The 16,866-nt window shown below is 43.6% G+C and carries 16 protein-coding genes; 6 read left to right on the forward strand and 10 right to left on the reverse strand.

What is annotated here, in order from left to right:
- The first annotated feature begins 29 nt into the window (after positions 1 to 29).
- The gene (locus ABDD94_RS15615; protein ID WP_345953051.1) at positions 30 to 749 is read left to right on the forward strand and encodes a TMEM175 family protein; all 720 of its coding nucleotides are present in this window, start codon (positions 30 to 32) and stop codon (positions 747 to 749) included.
- A 54-nt stretch (positions 750 to 803) separates the two neighbouring features.
- Here ABDD94_RS15615 and ABDD94_RS15620 read toward each other — a convergent pair whose 3' ends face one another.
- The 7 genes from ABDD94_RS15620 to ABDD94_RS15650 all read right to left on the reverse strand — a co-directional run bounded on the left by ABDD94_RS15620 (position 804) and on the right by ABDD94_RS15650 (position 8,627).
- Positions 804 to 1,415: a thioredoxin family protein gene (locus tag ABDD94_RS15620; protein ID WP_345953052.1), complete on the reverse strand. Its 612-nt coding sequence runs from the start codon at positions 1,413 to 1,415 to the stop codon at positions 804 to 806.
- A gap of 7 nt (positions 1,416 to 1,422) precedes the next feature.
- Positions 1,423 to 1,896, reverse strand: coding sequence for a TlpA disulfide reductase family protein (locus tag ABDD94_RS15625; protein ID WP_345953053.1), 474 nt, complete (start codon positions 1,894 to 1,896; stop codon positions 1,423 to 1,425).
- Between the two features lie 30 nt (positions 1,897 to 1,926).
- The gene (locus ABDD94_RS15630; RefSeq protein WP_345953054.1) at positions 1,927 to 2,496 is read right to left on the reverse strand and encodes a C40 family peptidase; all 570 of its coding nucleotides are present in this window, start codon (positions 2,494 to 2,496) and stop codon (positions 1,927 to 1,929) included.
- Between the two features lie 148 nt (positions 2,497 to 2,644).
- Positions 2,645 to 4,459, reverse strand: a complete 1,815-nt coding sequence (locus ABDD94_RS15635; protein ID WP_345953055.1) for a cytochrome c peroxidase — start codon at positions 4,457 to 4,459, stop codon at positions 2,645 to 2,647.
- A 69-nt stretch (positions 4,460 to 4,528) separates the two neighbouring features.
- Entirely contained in the window at positions 4,529 to 5,992 is a 1,464-nt protein-coding gene (locus ABDD94_RS15640) for a hypothetical protein (protein WP_345953056.1), read from the reverse strand.
- A 209-nt stretch (positions 5,993 to 6,201) separates the two neighbouring features.
- Complete coding sequence (locus tag ABDD94_RS15645; protein WP_345951162.1) at positions 6,202 to 7,380, reverse strand: aldose epimerase family protein; 1,179 nt, start codon at positions 7,378 to 7,380, stop codon at positions 6,202 to 6,204.
- A gap of 134 nt (positions 7,381 to 7,514) precedes the next feature.
- Entirely contained in the window at positions 7,515 to 8,627 is a 1,113-nt protein-coding gene (locus tag ABDD94_RS15650) for a glycosyl hydrolase (RefSeq protein ID WP_345953057.1), read from the reverse strand.
- Positions 8,628 to 8,776: 149 nt separating this feature from the next.
- Between ABDD94_RS15650 and ABDD94_RS15655 the strand changes: the two genes are divergently transcribed.
- From ABDD94_RS15655 to ABDD94_RS15670, 4 genes are all read left to right on the forward strand, one after another.
- A complete protein-coding gene (locus ABDD94_RS15655; protein WP_345951160.1) occupies positions 8,777 to 9,586 on the forward strand; it encodes an ABC transporter permease in 810 nt (269 codons plus the stop codon).
- Positions 9,587 to 9,597: 11 nt separating this feature from the next.
- Positions 9,598 to 10,371, forward strand: coding sequence for an ATP-binding cassette domain-containing protein (locus ABDD94_RS15660; protein WP_345953058.1), 774 nt, complete (start codon positions 9,598 to 9,600; stop codon positions 10,369 to 10,371).
- Between the two features lies 1 nt (position 10,372).
- Entirely contained in the window at positions 10,373 to 11,368 is a 996-nt protein-coding gene (locus tag ABDD94_RS15665; protein ID WP_345953059.1) for an MlaD family protein, read from the forward strand.
- A 129-nt stretch (positions 11,369 to 11,497) separates the two neighbouring features.
- Complete coding sequence (locus tag ABDD94_RS15670) at positions 11,498 to 12,265, forward strand: SDR family oxidoreductase (RefSeq protein WP_345953060.1); 768 nt, start codon at positions 11,498 to 11,500, stop codon at positions 12,263 to 12,265.
- Positions 12,266 to 12,283: 18 nt separating this feature from the next.
- Here the strand turns inward: ABDD94_RS15670 and ABDD94_RS15675 are convergent, their stop codons facing one another.
- The 3 genes from ABDD94_RS15675 to ABDD94_RS15685 form a co-directional block, all read right to left on the reverse strand.
- Complete coding sequence (locus ABDD94_RS15675) at positions 12,284 to 12,808, reverse strand: hypothetical protein (RefSeq protein ID WP_345951156.1); 525 nt, start codon at positions 12,806 to 12,808, stop codon at positions 12,284 to 12,286.
- 74 nt (positions 12,809 to 12,882) lie between these two features.
- Positions 12,883 to 13,935 (reverse strand): alpha/beta hydrolase, encoded by a 1,053-nt coding sequence (locus tag ABDD94_RS15680; protein ID WP_352432873.1) that lies wholly within the window; start codon positions 13,933 to 13,935, stop codon positions 12,883 to 12,885.
- 409 nt (positions 13,936 to 14,344) lie between these two features.
- Positions 14,345 to 16,042, reverse strand: coding sequence for an amino acid permease (locus ABDD94_RS15685; RefSeq protein ID WP_345953062.1), 1,698 nt, complete (start codon positions 16,040 to 16,042; stop codon positions 14,345 to 14,347).
- 74 nt (positions 16,043 to 16,116) lie between these two features.
- Between ABDD94_RS15685 and ABDD94_RS15690 the strand changes: the two genes are divergently transcribed.
- Entirely contained in the window at positions 16,117 to 16,776 is a 660-nt protein-coding gene (locus ABDD94_RS15690) for a phosphatase PAP2 family protein (RefSeq protein WP_345953063.1), read from the forward strand.
- Positions 16,777 to 16,866: the final 90 nt, after the last annotated feature.

A 16,866-nucleotide genomic window follows, 5' to 3' on the forward strand; every position in this document is an offset into this window, starting at 1 on the left:
TAAAATCAAAAACATTAACACTCAACGCCATGAACGCCGCCGAGCAACAGGAGATTAAGAAGGAGTTTTTGCTGGAAAGGATAATCCTGTTTAGCGATGCCGTGTTTGCCATCATTATTACCATTATGGTAATAGAGATTAAAATGCCCGAGCATTTAACCACTTTGGCCGAGGGTTTAAAGGGCATTAAAAACACAGATAGCGAAAAGGTTCACCAATTTAACCATGAGGTAAAGCACGCTTTTAAGGAATTAGTACCGCGCTTGCTGGGTTATGCTTTAAGTTTCTTTCTGGTAGCTAATTTTTGGATGCGGCACATCAAGATATGCAGTTATCTTAAAGATTATAACAGAACGTTCCTGGTGTATAACCTCCTCTTTCTTTTCACTATTTCGCTGTTCCCTTTCGGCATCTCATTTTTTGCAGGAACGGCAGGCTTTAATACCCTACTGTATACTTACTCTGTTAACATTTATATAAGTGTCGTACTGGCCAATCTTTTAACCCAAGCACTATTGGTAGGTTTTATTGTAAGAAACAAAGCGGAACTCTGCATTGCTAACCCCAATATCGAAACAACCCTGCAATGGAAGGTGCAACGGCTTTATTATTTTATAATACCTGTTTTAGGTATAGCTGTATTGATTTTTAATTACTTCAATTTAAACTTCTTTTTTTCACTTTACACAATTCCGGTTGCTGCCATTATAACAGGTATTGCCCGGCGTAAGTATTACCCCAAAAAATAAAGGCATAAAAAAAGCTCCACATCTTTTGCGGAGCTTTTTTTACGCCTGATTATATTAAGCGCTTTTTTTCCATTTAATAGTGCAGCCTATAGCTTTGGTAGCAGTAGTCTCAATCTTTTTACCGGCTATTAAGGCGTTTACAGCAGTTTCAACGTATTTAACCTTATCGGTTTTGGTGTTTTCGGTATCGTTATCTATAGCGCCTATATATTGCACCACGTTACCGGCTGCCGTTTTTTGCAGTACATACACATGCGGAGTAGCCTTAGCACCGTAGGCCCGGGTAATATCTTGTGTTTCATCAATTAAGTAAGGGAAGGTATAACCTTTTTGCGCAGCCAGTTTTTGCATGTTCTCATAAGAATCTGCCGGCTCGGCAATCGGATCGTTAGGGCTAATGGCAATAACCGGGTAGCCCTTGCCTGCGTATTGCTTATCAAGCGCCATTATACGGCTTTCGTAAGCCTTGGCAAAAGGGCAATGGTTGCAGGTAAACACCACAATGTAACCCTTGACAGCTTTATAGTTGGCTAGCGATACCGTTTTACCATCCACATTTTTCAATTTAAAATCGGTGGCTATATCGCCCACTTTGTAACCGGTGTCGGCAGGTTTGAAGGCCAGACCCGCCACGGCAATCAGCATTAGTGCAATTAACTTTTTCATGGTAATACTATTTATTGGTTTGATAGAGTTTATTCAGTTCATCATAAGTAAATTCCTGCTCCTGAAATTTACGGATACCTTTTTTACCATTTACGATAAGAGTGCCCGGTAAAGCCCCGCTCCACTCCTTGTCAATTCCGTCAATCATCTCCTCGTCGCTTTTACGGGTGGCCAAAAATACTTCAGATGCAAGCTTATGTGTACGGGCAAAAGTCTTAACGGCCTGCAGCTTCGATTCGAAATCCATGCTAACCAGTAATACTTTTAACGGCTTACTTTTATAAGTAGCCTGCAGCTTCTCAAAGTACGGCAGCTCAGCTACACAAGGCGCACACCAGGTAGCCCAAAAGTTTACCACATAAACGGTATCGGGATTACTTATGCGCTTTTGCAGTTGCTGAAGGTTAATAGTTTTTACCTGCGCAAAAGTTACCGCGCTGCACAAAACCATACCTATGCAAAGTAAAACACGCTTCTTCATAAAGTATACAACGTTAGCCTGTAACTAAAGTTATTCATTCTGAGCAATATTGGTTGTATTGGAAACCGACCCGCCGCGCGAAAAGTATTTGTACATAGATGGATCTCGCAGTTTAACGATCATAACACCACGGCGTGTGCTGGCATGTACCAGGTAGCCGTTTTGGAGGTAAACCCCAACGTGACTAAACTTTTTACCATCAAAATCAAAGAACACCAGATCGCCCTCCTGCAGTTCTTCTTCGTACTTGCGTTTAATGGCATTAATTTGCTTACCCGTATTACGCGGAATGGTGATACCATAAACCTGCTGCTGCAGCAACAAGGTTAGTCCCGAGCAATCAACGCCATCGTGGTCCATGCCACCAAATTTGTAAGGAGTACCATACCATTGTTCTATAAAGTTATACAACCGGCCGTTGGCAATGTCATTTTCGCTCACCCCCATTATACCAGCATATTTTTCGGCTATAAATGCCTGCGGCTTTACAACATCGCCGGGCGAGCCTTTCAGCACCGCCTTTTTGGATTTACAGGAGGCCAGCACAGCACATAGTATAACCAGCAGCATAACTAACCGGGGGGAACGACTAAATATCATAAATTAAAGGTAAAGAATATAGAAACAAGAGGCAAGTGCCAGGAACCTTAAACGACGTATAGGTCTTTTAAGTTTAATAGTTTAGAAAGATATTTCGCATACGCTCGATATGACGATCTCAATTGCTTTTAGAATGATTACAACGAATTTATTTGGTACCTGTATCTGTCAACTTCTTCAAAAACGCTACAATGTCTTTTTGGTCCTGCGGTGTTAAATGCAGTTCATCAAACGGCAGGGTAAGGTTAGGCAGGTTTGCACCGGCACTTAGGCCGCCACCCTTGTTGTAAAAATCAACCACGTCTTCAAGCGTTTTAAATACGCCGTTGTGCATGTAAGGCGCTGTTAAGGCAATGTTACGTACTGTAGGTGTACGAAAGGCATACTTGTACAAGTTAATTTTACGAAGTTCATACTTACCTTTATCGTCATCAATACCCAGCTTTCCAGCTATTGCAGGCACACCAATTACCTCTGTCTCTATGGTCCTGTAGTCGGGCGGAACGGTGCCGTTAAACAGCGGCATAAAGTGACAGGTTGCACATTTAGCTTTGCCCATGTATAAATTAAACCCATTTACCTCGGCGGCGTTTAGTTGCGTACTGTCGCCCCGCATGTATTTATCAAAAGGTGAGTTTAAACTTTCGAGCGAGCGTATATAGCTGCCTAAAGCATTACGCAGGTTATAATCGGTAACCGGCTCCTTTACCTTCGGAAAAGCCCTTTTAAACAAGCCGTTGTATGCCGGGTTTGCACCGAGGCGTTTAAGCGCCGCCGGCAACGAGCCATGCATTTCGTCCTTATTATTTATTACATCCGTTGCCTGATCTTCCAGGTAAGCTACGCGGTTATCATAAAACAATGCGGGTTGTAACCCGGCATTAAGCAGTGTTGGTGTGTTGCGGCGAATGCGCGTCTTACCATCGATGGATTCGCTTTTAACTAAGCCATCAGTAAAAGCCTTTGGCGGTTCGTGGCAACTGGCGCATGAGCGCTTGCCCGTGCCTGATAAAATGGGATCATAAAACAGGCGTTTACCCAGCTCCACTTTGGCGGGGCTGCTGTGGGCATCATAGCTTGCCGTATAATAGTCGGGGTCAAAAGCATGCTCATCAAACACGGTTTTGGCATTTGCTTTAAGCGCCCTCATTTCCAAAAACTTATCAATGCCAAGCAGATGCGATGCTTTGGCCAGGTTTACAGAAAGCGGGTTAGCATATTGCATAATAAACGCCATACGGTTGAAACTATTAAAGCCGGTATGCTGGCTTAAGTACCGCCTGCTCTTGACGATGGTTTGTTGCAACTGTTGGTACAGGTTTTCATCTTTACTTGTTATATCATCTTCATAAATAGCCAGTACATCATGCAAAGTGCTTAAAGCCGCCGATGCCTCGGCCATTGAGTTTTGTGCAATTGGCGCGTCAAAACCTGTAATGCCTTGCGTAATGATGCGGAAGACCTCCAATCGCATGGCATCAAATATCTGTGCATCGGCCAGTTCCTGCGTCTGAGTGAGTTGTTTCAGCCGTTTAAAACTCGGTATCATTATATCGAGTTGCTTCAGCAATTCAGCTTTATTATTTCCATCAATCACCGGGAACAAATAGGGCTCAACTACCTGAAAGCCCTCTGGAAGGTCTATACGGTGCTGGTCATTGTCGTCCATTACGGGTATAGGAGCGCCGTTCAGTGCCTTGGCGGTAACAGGTGTATAATATTCGGTTAAAAATTCGGTACGCTTGTAGGCCAAACGGGCGTTTTTAAAAGCCTGTTGTAAGACCAAGGTTTGCGCTCCGGTTTTTACCAATAATCTTAATTGCCTAAGGGCTGAGTCGGCGTGCTGTACCTGCAACAATTGGAAAGCTTGGACCTGTTGGGCATGTGCTTGTTGATTACGCTGCCTGCAGGCTAGCCATAATACGGTAGACAGTAGAAAAATTACAATCAATAATTTTTTCATTCCGGATAGTTAAAACAGAAAATCCCCCGGACGAGCGCCCGGAGGATAAGGATATTGATTTTAAGAATGTTAACGGGGTAAGCCTTTTAATACCACAACCTGGCTGGCCTGACTTTCACTTGGTCGTTTTGTGCCACCGTCAGGGCTTTTAAATGCGTTACCGGTCCAGGTGTGTGGCTGTATCGATAAAGTAAACGTATCGGGTATGCCCACAACGTCAGATATATCAACCAGTGCACCGTATTCCCAGTTGCCTTTTGCAGCAGTAGCGCCAAATTTAGGGTCGTTACGGCGGTGGTCTAACTCTAATACTACTTTCAGTTCTTTGGTAGCAATATTGTATTGATAAATATAAGCATCATGTGTTTCGGCACCGTAAGTGTTCGAATCTTCCTGAATGTATACGTAGTTGTTGGTTACACAGATATTATCCGGGTTTTGGAAATCTTTAGCTGGACCATTATCATTATCACCATCCAGAATACACTCCATTTTACCTTTGGTCGGATCATTAGCATCCATTACCAATTTGTACGTGCGGCCAAAAACAGTTCTGGACTTATCAGCATTAGCAACGGTGGCAGCTTGTCCGGTTACGTTGAAATATATTTCGCGACTATTAGCACCACCACCTTTGCGGTAGTCAACATCCTCAACACGGCCAAATTTGATGGCTTTAAGCGGATCAACCATAGCCTGGATCTGCGCACCTGTAAGCGTTTTATGATTCTCTATCTTCACAAACTCTACATCGTAGCTGGTACCAACGGCTATATCAGTTTCTTTTTGATTGTTATCAGTACGTTTAAGCATATACTGTGAGCCATTGTTAAGATCGCCTACAGTATTGGATACATAAAGTACTAACTGGCCACCAGATGCGTCATCAGCATCCTCGCCTATGAGTACAACAGTCTTACCTGTATACGCATCTTTAGGCAACGGAACAGCGTTTTCAGCGCTCCAGTGACTAAAGCCCTGTGTTACCGTATTGCTTTGCAAGCCTGCTGTAAACGGATTTAAGCTATGTGTTTGTGCCTCAACCGCGCTTTCGCCGGCACTTAAGTATAACGGGCCAAAGCCGTGTACGGCCGGGGTAACCATAGTGCCGGAGCACAGGCGCCACTGCCCACCATCAGAGTTAAGTGCATATTCACCCTTTACAGGTTTAAAATTATTATCTAAGGTAATGCGCGACACGGAGTAATTGTCCTCGTTGTTCACCATCATTATATAACCGCTTCCATCAGGATTTTTTACCACACCTGCACCATCTGCCGAACCACCAAAAATGTAATTAGGAGATTGCTCAAACTTGTCTTCAGAACTAAAAAGTGAGAAAACCTCAATACTTTCAAAACCTGCTTTCTTTAAGAGCAGTGCCGGGGTGGCCGAGTAACTTTTTAGCGTTACCGGGTTTGTGGTTTCTTCGCCGCCATCATCATCCTTACCACAACCGGCAACAAATGCAGCCACCGCTATAGCCGATGCTGTAAATGCAAGACCTAATTTTTTTGCGTACAAATTTTTCATGAGTAATTATTTGCAGCAAACTTAGCCTGCCACTGTAACGTTAAGATAAGCGCGGGTTTAACGTATTGTTAAGCGCAAAACATGGAATCATTCTAAACAGCATTCGGCTACCATACATACATGCATCACACAGCAAAAGGGCCTGCAGTAATCTTTTAAAAGATTTGCTGCAGGCCCTTTATGAATTTAAGCCTTATAATGCCTAACTACTACTTAGCCGAAAATTTATAAATAGTGGTAGTTTTATAAGTTTGCCCTGGCTTTAACTCTGTTGACGGGAACGAAGGTTTATTAGGTGAGTCTGGAAAATGTTGTGTTTCTAATGCAAACGCAGTGCGGTTGTCATCCTTCACATCATTTTTAAATTTAAACTCGCCCTTCATAAAATTACCGCTATAAAACTGGATGCCCGGCTCCTCAGTAAACACCTCCATTACAATGCCGGTATTATCGCCTTGTACAGTAGCAATCGGCGTTTTAAGATCATGCTTGTTCAATACAAAGTTATGATCATAGCCCTGGCCGTTTTTCAATTGTTCATCGCCTTCATTAATACGGGCGCCTATCGTAGTCGCTTTTCTAAAATCGAATGGTGTACCATCAACCGGGGCAATTTTACCGGTTGGTATCAGGGTGCTGTCAACCGGGGTATAAGCATCGGCTGCCAATTGTAAGCTGTGCTTTAAAATAGATCCGCTGCCATTACCATTTAAGTTATAATAAGCATGGTTGGTTAAATTAACCACCGTAGGCTTATCTGTAGTAGCATTATAGGAAATCTCTAAAGCGTTATCATCTGTTAGCTTATAGGTAACCGTGGTTTTCAGGTTGCCCGGAAATCCCTGCTCGCCATCGGCCGATAGGTATGAAAGCTCTAAGGTATGATCGTCAACCTGCTTAGCATCCCAAACTTTTACGTCGAAACCTTCTTTACCACCATGTAAGGTATTAGGACCGTTGTTAGCAGGTAGCTTGTATTCTTTACCTTCTAAAGTGAATTTAGCATTGCCTATGCGGTTGCCGTAACGGCCAATCAGCGCGCCGTAGTAATTGCCTTTAGCATCCTCAAAACCGTCTACACTGCCTGCACCGGCTACTACGTCTACCATTTTACCGCTTTTATCGGGCACCAGCATACTAACCAAACGACCGCCGTAATTGGTAATGGCTGCCTGCACGCCCTTACTGTTTTTTAATACGTAAAGTTTGGTTTGCTTACCGTCGATAGTTTTCTCGAAGCCTGAAGCCGCCGGCAGTTGCCCAGTGTTGGTGGTACTGTCTGTCATATTAGTAGATTGTTTGTTAGATGATTGATTGCAGGCTGCTACCGATAGTAAACCGGCTGCCAGCATAGCTGCATAAAAACTTTTACTTTTTAAGTTTATCATAACAGGTTAATTGGGTTTTAGAATCGTTTTCCCTCATTACAAGCGTCTGTTCTTATCCGTTAACTGCTGTAATCAGGCCGCCTAAAATGTATAAAAAAATCAGTATTCGCAATAATTGTTTAATCTACATTTATTCACGGACCGGCCTTGCGGTTATAGCGCTGTGCATGCTTTGGGCCGTAAATCTCAAGCGGTGTAAGTTTATCCTGAAACATTATATAATTGCTTTGATAAAACTGTTTAAAATCAGGTGCACTAACCTGCCCCGGATACGGCGCGTAATAATGCTCCGGCCCGTTATTACGCCAAATCAACAGGTACGAAATCTTATTGTTTTGAGATAATATAGGCCCCAGGGTTTCAGTCCACCAGTTGGCTACTGGTAAGCCCTGGTAGCCGGTTTCGGCAATACAAGTTAGTTTATGATGCTCATCAGCCACCTGCTGCAATAGTTTTAATTGGCGGTTCATATTGCGTTGGTATAATGCAGTGCTATCGAAGCAATAGCGATCAAACCCCATAAAATCAACATAATCATCGCCGGGGTAGCGTTCCAGCAGTTCCAATTCCTCATAAAAATCGGCGGCCGAGTATACCATGAGCAAGTTATGCAGCTTTTTGGTATTGCGCAGATAGTTTACCGTAAATCGCCACAACTCCTTAAACTCGTCGGGCGTGGCGGTGTAAATACCCCACCAAAACCACTCACCTGTTAATTCATGAAAAGGTCTGAACAAAATGGGAATAGGCTCACCATCGCGGCCATTAAGGGTGCTTATATATTTAGCAGCCTTGTCTAAGTAAGTTAGGTAGGTTTGATGAAAACTACCGCCCGGCAATAACTGATCAACCGTGGTGCCAACAGTATCCCAGGCTGACTTGCCATTTACTGGGTTGTGCATGTGCCAGCAAAAAGTGTTAACGCCTCCCCGCTCATAAGCTTCGCGCACCAACCGGCTTTGCGTGGCAAACGGTATGGCATTAATATCATAAGTACTATCTACCTCAATACCCGAAAGGTCCCAGCCGTAAACTGCGGGATAACTGCCTGTAACGTTCTTTATGTCAGAGCTGTCCTTTAAACGCCAATTTACACCGTATGCTGTAGCATCATGATGACCAAACAACACCCCTGCACCGGTAAGCTTCCGCATACTGCTCAACAGCCACCGGGTTTCGGTCGTGGCCAGCGTATCTGCCGGGCTTTGCTGCTGGGCAACAGCAATTTGCATTATACTTAACAGCATGGTAATAAGTATGCAATGCCTTTTATTTATCATTACTTCAAATATGCTTATCAAAACAGTTTTTACAAAGCACTTACAAAGTTTTGCCAATACTTTGCTGTTATTTGGCGGTTAGTTGAAAATATGGTGTAATTTTACCAGCTTAATTAATGGATACACAAAATAGCACATCAGCAACGGAAGCGAAAGCAGTACCGTCTATATTCAAAGGCTTTACCCAGTTTTTTGTAGATGTTTACGACGTATTCCGCTTTATTGGTCGCTTTTTTAAGGAAGCCTTTGTGCCGCCTTACGAGTTCAGGGAACTGATTAAACAGTGCTGGGAAGTTGGCGTGCGTTCGTTATTGCTTATTACAGTAACCGGATTTATTGTGGGGCTGATTTTCACCAAACAGTCGCGTCCGTCACTGGTTCAGTTCGGGGCAACCTCGTGGATCCCATCATTGGTATCCATTGCGCTTATGCGGGCACTGGCACCATTAGTTACGGCCTTGATAAGCGCTGGCCGGGTGGGCTCCAGTATAGGAGCCGAACTGGGCTCTATGCGGGTAACCGAACAAATCGACGCAATGGAAGTATCGGGTACGCGCCCGTTTAAATACCTGGTGTGCATCCGCACGCTGGCTACCACCATCAGTATTCCTATTTTGGCTATATATAACGGCTTGATTGCCATGCTGGGTGGTTATTTAAACGTAATGGTGAATGAAGGTACCAGCTTTAGCACTTACATACAGCAATTTTTTCAGCCACTCGGCTTTATTGATTTTGAATCATCTATCATCAAATCTATGGTGTTTGGTTTTACGATAGGCATTGTGGGCGCTTACAAAGGCTGGAACTCATCGAGCGGCACGTCGGGTGTGGGTAAGGCGGCTAACTCGGCCGTAGTAACAGCTATGTTTCTGGTGTTTATTGAAGAAGTAATTATAGTGCAGATAACCGGCTGGTTCCGCTAAGAATTTATGACATGGGCAAAGAAAATTCATCCATAAATTACAACGAAAAGGTAATCAGTATTAAAAGCCTTACTAAGTCGTTTGGTGATTACCACGTACTGCGTGGCGTTGACCTTGATCTATATAAGAATGAAAACCTGGTAGTACTTGGCCGTTCGGGTACCGGAAAATCGGTATTGATCAAGATTATTTCTGGCTTACTCCGCGCTGATGCAGGTTCGGTAAATGTACTGGGCAACGAGGTAACAACTATTACACCCAGGGAGTTAGAAGATTTACGCCGTCGTATAGGTTTCTCCTTTCAGAACAGTGCTTTATACGACAGCATGACTGTGCGCAAAAATCTTGAGTTTCCGCTGGTGCGTAACCAAAAAAATTTACGCCGCAGGGAGATCGATGGGATGGTGGAGCGGGTGCTGGAGGCGGTTGGTTTAAAGCAAACCATTAACCAGATGCCGGCCGAGTTATCGGGCGGTCAGCGTAAGCGTATAGGCATTGCCCGTACACTCATATTACGGCCCGAAATTATGCTGTACGATGAGCCAACCGCTGGTTTGGATCCAATCACCTCAATGGAAATTAATAATTTGATTAACCACGTTCAGGAGCGTTTCAATACATCATCCATTATTATAACGCACGATTTAACTTGTGCCAAAGCCACCGGCAACCGTGTAGCCATGTTACTGGATGGGCAGTTTCAGCGCCAGGGCAGCTTTGAAGAAGTGTTTACAAGCGAAGATGAACGGGTGAAACAATTTTACGACTATAACTTTATCAATTAAGATGGAATTAAAGGAAAATAAATATGCTTTTTGGGTGGGCTTGTTCATCGCCGTGGGTTTGGCTATTTTAGTAGTAGCCATATTTACGTTAGGTAACCAGCAAAAAAGCTTTGCCAAAGGCTTGCACTTAAAAGCGCGTTTTGATAACGTTTCGGGCTTAATTAAAGGCAACAACGTTTGGTTTTCGGGCGTTAAGGTAGGTACCATTAAAAACATATCGTTCACCGGCGTAAACCAGGTTGATGTAGAGTTTAATGTTGATCAGGCTATACAGCAGTTTGTTCACAGAGATGCGACTGCAGCTATAAGTTCCGAAGGCTTTATTGGCAACAAAATCATCACCATTGATGGTGGCAGCCCATCTGCCCCTACCATTCAGGATGGCGATTTGTTAAATTCAAAAGGCATGCTCTCTACTGATGAGATCATGAAGACCTTCCAGAAAAACAACGAAAACCTGTTGGTTATCACCAACGATTTTAAAACGCTTAGCAAGAAATTGGTAGAAGGCAAAGGTTTAGCCGGCTCTTTACTGGCAGACTCAAGCCTGGCCATGCAATTCAGGGCCATGGTACAAAACCTGCAAACTACAACTGCACGTACTGCAACCATGGCTGATCAACTGAGCCGCTTTGGCAACAAAATGAACACTAAAGGCGGTTTGGCTGATAAAATGCTGACTGACACTGCTGTATTTGCCAAGCTGCAACAATCAGCTAACCAGTTACAGGAAGCAACTGCGAAGGCCAGTACTTTGACCGACAATTTGAACAAAGCCAGTAATAAGCTAAACACTAACGACAATGCGATTGGTGTTCTGCTGAATGATCAGCCAACGGCTAATCAGTTAAAAAGCACACTTGATTATCTTAACCAAAGCTCCATTAAGTTAAACGACGACCTTGAGGCCGTTCAGCACAACTTCCTGCTTCGCGGATTTTTCAAAAAACGTGATAAAGAGCGCGAAAAAGCAGTAGAAGTGCAGCAAAAAAAGTAAGCCGCTAAAAATATCATAACAAACTTGTTACTTAGGGCGCTAAACTTTATATAATGCCGAGGTAACATTTACTCTTGTTTTGCGTAATAGTAAAACAATACTTAAACCATAAGAAAACAAGAGCAAGTTATGTTAATTGATTACACCGGCAAAACTGTACTTATTACAGGTGGCTCAAGGGGCATAGGTAAGGCTTGCGCTCAATTGTTTGCATCACTCAACGCTGATGTTATTATCACTTATAACACTAACCATGACGAGGCCGAGCGCACACTGAGTGAGTTAGACCCACGTGGCAATCATGGCCTGTTTCAGTTAGATCAACGTCATCCTAAAAATGTAGAACGCTTTTTTACCAAGCTGCTTCAGCATTACCCCCGTATAGATGTTATTGTTAACAATGCCGGTGTATACCTTGAACATAAAATAGATGAGGTGAGCTATGCGCAATGGCTGCAGAGTTGGGAAGATACTATCAGCACCAACCTCAACGGCGTAGCCAACCTGTGCTTTTTTGCTTCAAGACATATGATTCAAAAAGGCGGCGGCAAAATCATTAATATTTCTTCACGAGGTGCATTTAGAGGCGAGCCCAACCATCCTGCTTATGCAGCCAGTAAAGCCGGGCTAAATGCCATGAGTCAGTCCTTAGCCGTAAGTTTGGCGCCGCATCACATCAGCGTTCATGTTATAGCGCCCGGTTTTGTAGAAACCGACATGACAGCCGAACTATTGAACAGCGAGGAAGGCATAGCCATAAAAAAACAAAGCCCATATAACCGTGTGGCCGAAACGCAGGAAGTTGCCCGTGTGGCTGCCGTATACGCTTCGCCAGGCTTTGAGTTTACTACCGCCGGCATAATCGACTTAAATGGCGCTTCCTATCTGCGCGCTTAAACTTCTCTACTTTGTTGCTCAATACGCCGAGTCATTCGGTCTTAAGATGACTCCTTCATGGGCGTTGGTAACACCATTGGCAAAGTCGTCTCCGTTAACAAAAAGCTTGTCATTATCAATTACAATACGGTGTCCGTTCACGCTAAAATCGCCTCTGACCATAAGCACCGGGTAAGCGTGCTGTGCGTCAATCTCGTTAACAATGTGACTCGATAGCTCTTTATATTCATCTTCATCCAATTGCCGCACATCCAATACCGGCTCTTCATGGCCCGGACGAAACAACTGAATGCGTTTGTCACTTATGCGCGCTTCAGTGTTAGTTCCTGCATCGAGTTGGTTATCCTGAATATTGAAATTAACCCCGTCTGATGTGCCTATTTGGGCATCGATGCGCAAAACTTTGTCGGGCGTATTATTACTGTGATGCTCGTAAAAGGATAAAATTTTTAAAAATTCTATCTTCTGATCTTCAGTGGCGTAGCTTATTGTGCGCTCACCACTAATAAAAACATTGGTGGCGAAGATAAAGGCGTGTTTCATAATGCTGATTTAATTAATACTAACTAATTAAGTACCAATACACGCATTTGTTTTTAAGCAACCCAACAATACTGTTACAATATCTGCCGTAAAAATTGCTGAACCGCAAAGGTGGATAATTGTCCACCTGGCCCGTTAAGATGATGATCGAACCCGTGAGTTGCCCAGGGCAACTGCAGCCAATAGTGCGGTACACCATTTTGCTTAAGTTTTTCGCTTAATCGGCGGCTATGCTCATAAGCTACCAGCACATCATTGCCACCGTGAATGATGAGCGTTGGCACACTCTGCACGCTCACGTACCTTATAGGTGAACTACCGGCATAATTTTGCGGAACTTTTGGATAATAGCCATCCAGATAATTAGCCATTACACCGCGCGAATCCATAATTAACTTAGGTGCGGGCACTGAGTATCCCCAAACCATATCGGCGGGCCCGTAAAAATCTATTACCCCTTTAATGCCTTGCTGCTTAACGGTGTAAGCCGCAAGTAAAGCTATTTGTGCACCTGCTGATCGGCCTAACAGAATGATCTTACCAGTATCAATCTGCAATTGGCCGGCATGTTTGCGTAAATACGTTAATGCAGCCTTTACATCCTGCACGGGGGCGGGGCTTTTCCAGCGTGGGGCCAAACGATAATTAATGCTGGCCACCTGATAGCCAGACTGAGATAACATAGCATTTAGTTCGGGCAGTTGCCGGCTATCGCCACTACTCCACGATCCGCCGTGTATAACTACTATGCACGGCCGCTTGCCTGTAGCATTGCTTTTGTAATAATCAAGCGTTAAAGAGGTGTCCGGATAGCTTACGTACTTTAACGTTTGGAAAGCAGATTGCGGATCTTTCTGAAAAAGCTTAGAAAAGGTAAAAGGCTTAAATGCGGAAGAAAATGTTTTTGCAGGCTTTCCGCAAAATAAAAACGCCCGGTCTATATCGGCTTTTAAATTGGTGCCAACGTTATACGCCTTTACTATGGGCAATAACAAAAGCGCCACGGTGATTATCCCTGCGGCTGTACCTAACACCTGATATTTTTTAATCCACAAGCCGCTTAACAAAACCAGCACTGTAACGCCGATAAAAAGCAGCCCATACTCGCTTACTAGAATAGCCAGCATCCATAAGTGGTATGTGGGCGCTTTAAAGCAAGTAAGCAGTGATGCAAAAAAAAGTAAGATTAATACAATAAGGCGTAGCATAATGATAAGAGCCAAAGCCTAAACACTGGCAAATTGTTTCAGTAAGGATAAAAACAATCCTGTTACATGCCTTTGGCTTCGTTGAAAACCTTTGTTTTTATGGCATAAAGATTCTCCACCATTAACAAATACCTGCTTGGCTTACCAATTGATTTCGCCCAACCTCGCCTTTGCTTAGCGGTACATTGCCAGGCTATACTTACTTCCAGTCCTTACTGTTTTTCCGCTCCCTCGTTTGAGGCATCATTAGGCAGCCTTTCAAGCCAAGCGTTCCTAACCATTCTGTTAAAATGCTTAAGCCTTGGCCAACGTGTAACGCGTGGCAACACTAAACCGCTTCTTTACCTAAACGACTGTTCTTGTAGCCGTAGGTAAAATAGATCACCAAACCTATCACCAGCCAGATCAGGAAACGCAGCCAGTTAATGTAGCCCAATTCCGTCATTAAATAAAAGCAGCTTAACAAGCCCAACACGGGTATCAATGAAAGATTTTTAACGAAAGAAAGCACCGCTAATGCGGCTGATAAGATAATGAACAACAGAAACGGAAAGCGTTCGTGACTATTCTCCTCAGCAAACATGCGCATCATAGGCTTCCAAAAGAATATCATACCGGCTATGAACAGAATTGGCACAATCCATTTAGCGTTCACATAGGGAATACGAAACTTACCCTTTACAGCTTCGGTTTTAGGCAGCAACAACACGCCCCCACATACCAGCACAAAAGCAAACAGGGTACCTATACTGGTTAAGTCGGTCACTTCAGTTAAATTCATGAACAAAGCAGGTACAGCTACCACAAAACCGGTTACAATGGTAGCAAATGAAGGTGTTTGAAATTTGGGATGTATACGCGAAAAAGCTTTTGGCAATAAACCATCGCGGCTCATGCTCATCCATATACGCGGTTGCCCCATTTGGAAGATGAGCAACACACTCGCGGTGGCTATCACTGCACTAACGGATATCACGTAACTAATGTTGGTTAAACCCACTCTTGCAAATACAAATGCCAGCGGATCGCCAACCTGCAACTCTTTGTAACTAACCATACCGGTAAGCACCAGTGCAATAAGTACATACAAAACAGTGCATACAATAAGGGAATAAATCATCCCCTTGGGTAAGTCGCGCTGTGGGTTCTCACATTCCTCGGCAGTAGTAGAAATGGCGTCAAAACCTATATAGGCAAAAAACACGCCCGATACGCCTTTCATCACCCCGCTAAAGCCATTAGGCATAAAGGGGTGCCAGTTGGCTGGTGTAACGTAAAAAAATCCTAAAACAATTACAGCAATCACCACGCCTACTTTGAGCAGTACCATGGCGTTGGTTACTTTTTTGGTTTCGCGTATACCAACGTATACGAGGTAGGTAATCAGCACTACAATTAATAAAGCCGGCAGGTTTGCTACAAATTTTATTCCGCCTATGCCGGGCGCTGTGCTCCAGGCAAGGGCTTCGGCTTTAATACGTTCCGTTATTTCGGCAGCATGGCCGGATGCTGTTAGCTGCTGCAACTGTTCGTACCCCTTAAAGGCCGAAAAGTAGTCCATAGTGAGATAACGGGGCAAATGAATGTGAAAACCTTCGAGCAGGTTTACAAAGTATTCGCTCCATGATATTGCAACCGCAATGTTACCAATGGCATATTCCATCAATAAATCCCAGCCAATAATCCAGGCTATTAATTCACCAAAAGAAGCATAAGCATAGGTATAAGCGCTGCCAGCTACCGGTATACGTGAAGCAAACTCAGCATAGCACATGGCCGAAAAGCCACAGGTAATTGCCGTAAGTATGAACAGAATGCTAACTCCCGGTCCGCCGTTAAACGAGGCGGTGCCTATGGTTGAGAATATACCGGCGCCCACTACAGCAGCAATACCCATCAGGGTTAAATCTTTTACACGGAGTTCTTTTTTGAGGTGTGTGCCTGAGTGTTCGCTGTCGCTAAAGCCGCTTTGCACATCGGCCAGAATTTTATCAAGGGATTTTTTGCGAAATATACTTTTCGACATGTACGTTAAATAGTTTGCAGTACCAAACATAACCAAATTTTATGTGATTAGTTATATTGTGCTTAATTTGTAACATGAACGCCCGCATTACCGATGTTTTACACCAGATAAGACTATTCTTTTTACCATATTTAGCTGTATTAGTTACTTGTTTAATAATCAAGATTAACTACACCCGTGAAGAGATCTATTTTTCCCTAAACGCGCTACACAGCAACATCGGCGATTATATCTTTCCCTACGCCACCCACTTAGGCGAATTTTATATGGTACTCATCATAACTTTTATTATGCTTTGCCATAGTTACCGTAAAACGCTTTTAGTAGCTACTAGCTTCGCCATTAGCGGTATATTGGTACAAATTGTAAAACACATTTACCATGCGCCACGGCCTGTGGTATACTTCGAAAAGCAATTGAGCACCATTCACTTTGTAAAGGGCATTAACATGTTGCATAACAACAGTTTTCCTTCCGGCCATACGGTTACGGCATTTTCTGCAGCGGTAGTGCTGTCATATGTGGCAGTAAACAAACGTTACGGCTTTATCTTTTTGTTGTTTGCTATGTCGGTTGCCTATTCGCGCATGTACTTGAGTCAGCACTTTTTTGAAGATGTTACAGCTGGTTCTATATTGGGCACCTTCAGCACTATTATGTGGATAACTTGGCTGGATAACAGGCCATTTATGCATTCACAAGGTTGGAGCAGGGGTATATTAAAAAGAAAATGATCGTATTAGCCCAATAAATAGCTGTTGCAATCGTCGCCCCCAAATTATAACTATAAAAAAAGCCTGCTCGTAAGCAGGCTTTTTTTATAG

The sequence above is a fragment of the Mucilaginibacter sp. PAMB04168 genome, from assembly GCF_039634365.2.
In the GTDB taxonomy this organism is placed as follows: Bacteria; Bacteroidota; Bacteroidia; order Sphingobacteriales; family Sphingobacteriaceae; genus Mucilaginibacter.

Bases quoted from the DNA above. Each gene is read 5' to 3' on its own strand.
- ABDD94_RS15615 (WP_345953051.1), top strand. From the start codon at position 30: ATGAACGCCGCCGAGCAACAGGAGATTAAGAAGGAGTTTTTGCTGGAA.
- ABDD94_RS15620 (WP_345953052.1), bottom strand. From the start codon at position 1,415: ATGAAAAAGTTAATTGCACTAATGCTGATTGCCGTGGCGGGTCTGGCC.
- ABDD94_RS15625 (WP_345953053.1), bottom strand. From the start codon at position 1,896: ATGAAGAAGCGTGTTTTACTTTGCATAGGTATGGTTTTGTGCAGCGCG.
- ABDD94_RS15630 (WP_345953054.1), bottom strand. From the start codon at position 2,496: ATGATATTTAGTCGTTCCCCCCGGTTAGTTATGCTGCTGGTTATACTA.
- ABDD94_RS15635 (WP_345953055.1), bottom strand. From the start codon at position 4,459: ATGAAAAAATTATTGATTGTAATTTTTCTACTGTCTACCGTATTATGG.
- ABDD94_RS15640 (WP_345953056.1), bottom strand. From the start codon at position 5,992: ATGAAAAATTTGTACGCAAAAAAATTAGGTCTTGCATTTACAGCATCG.
- ABDD94_RS15645 (WP_345951162.1), bottom strand. From the start codon at position 7,380: ATGATAAACTTAAAAAGTAAAAGTTTTTATGCAGCTATGCTGGCAGCC.
- ABDD94_RS15650 (WP_345953057.1), bottom strand. From the start codon at position 8,627: ATGCTGTTAAGTATAATGCAAATTGCTGTTGCCCAGCAGCAAAGCCCG.
- ABDD94_RS15655 (WP_345951160.1), top strand. From the start codon at position 8,777: ATGGATACACAAAATAGCACATCAGCAACGGAAGCGAAAGCAGTACCG.
- ABDD94_RS15660 (WP_345953058.1), top strand. From the start codon at position 9,598: ATGGGCAAAGAAAATTCATCCATAAATTACAACGAAAAGGTAATCAGT.
- ABDD94_RS15665 (WP_345953059.1), top strand. From the start codon at position 10,373: ATGGAATTAAAGGAAAATAAATATGCTTTTTGGGTGGGCTTGTTCATC.
- ABDD94_RS15670 (WP_345953060.1), top strand. From the start codon at position 11,498: ATGTTAATTGATTACACCGGCAAAACTGTACTTATTACAGGTGGCTCA.
- ABDD94_RS15675 (WP_345951156.1), bottom strand. From the start codon at position 12,808: ATGAAACACGCCTTTATCTTCGCCACCAATGTTTTTATTAGTGGTGAG.
- ABDD94_RS15680 (WP_352432873.1), bottom strand. From the start codon at position 13,935: ATGCTGGCTATTCTAGTAAGCGAGTATGGGCTGCTTTTTATCGGCGTT.
- ABDD94_RS15685 (WP_345953062.1), bottom strand. From the start codon at position 16,042: ATGTCGAAAAGTATATTTCGCAAAAAATCCCTTGATAAAATTCTGGCC.
- ABDD94_RS15690 (WP_345953063.1), top strand. From the start codon at position 16,117: ATGAACGCCCGCATTACCGATGTTTTACACCAGATAAGACTATTCTTT.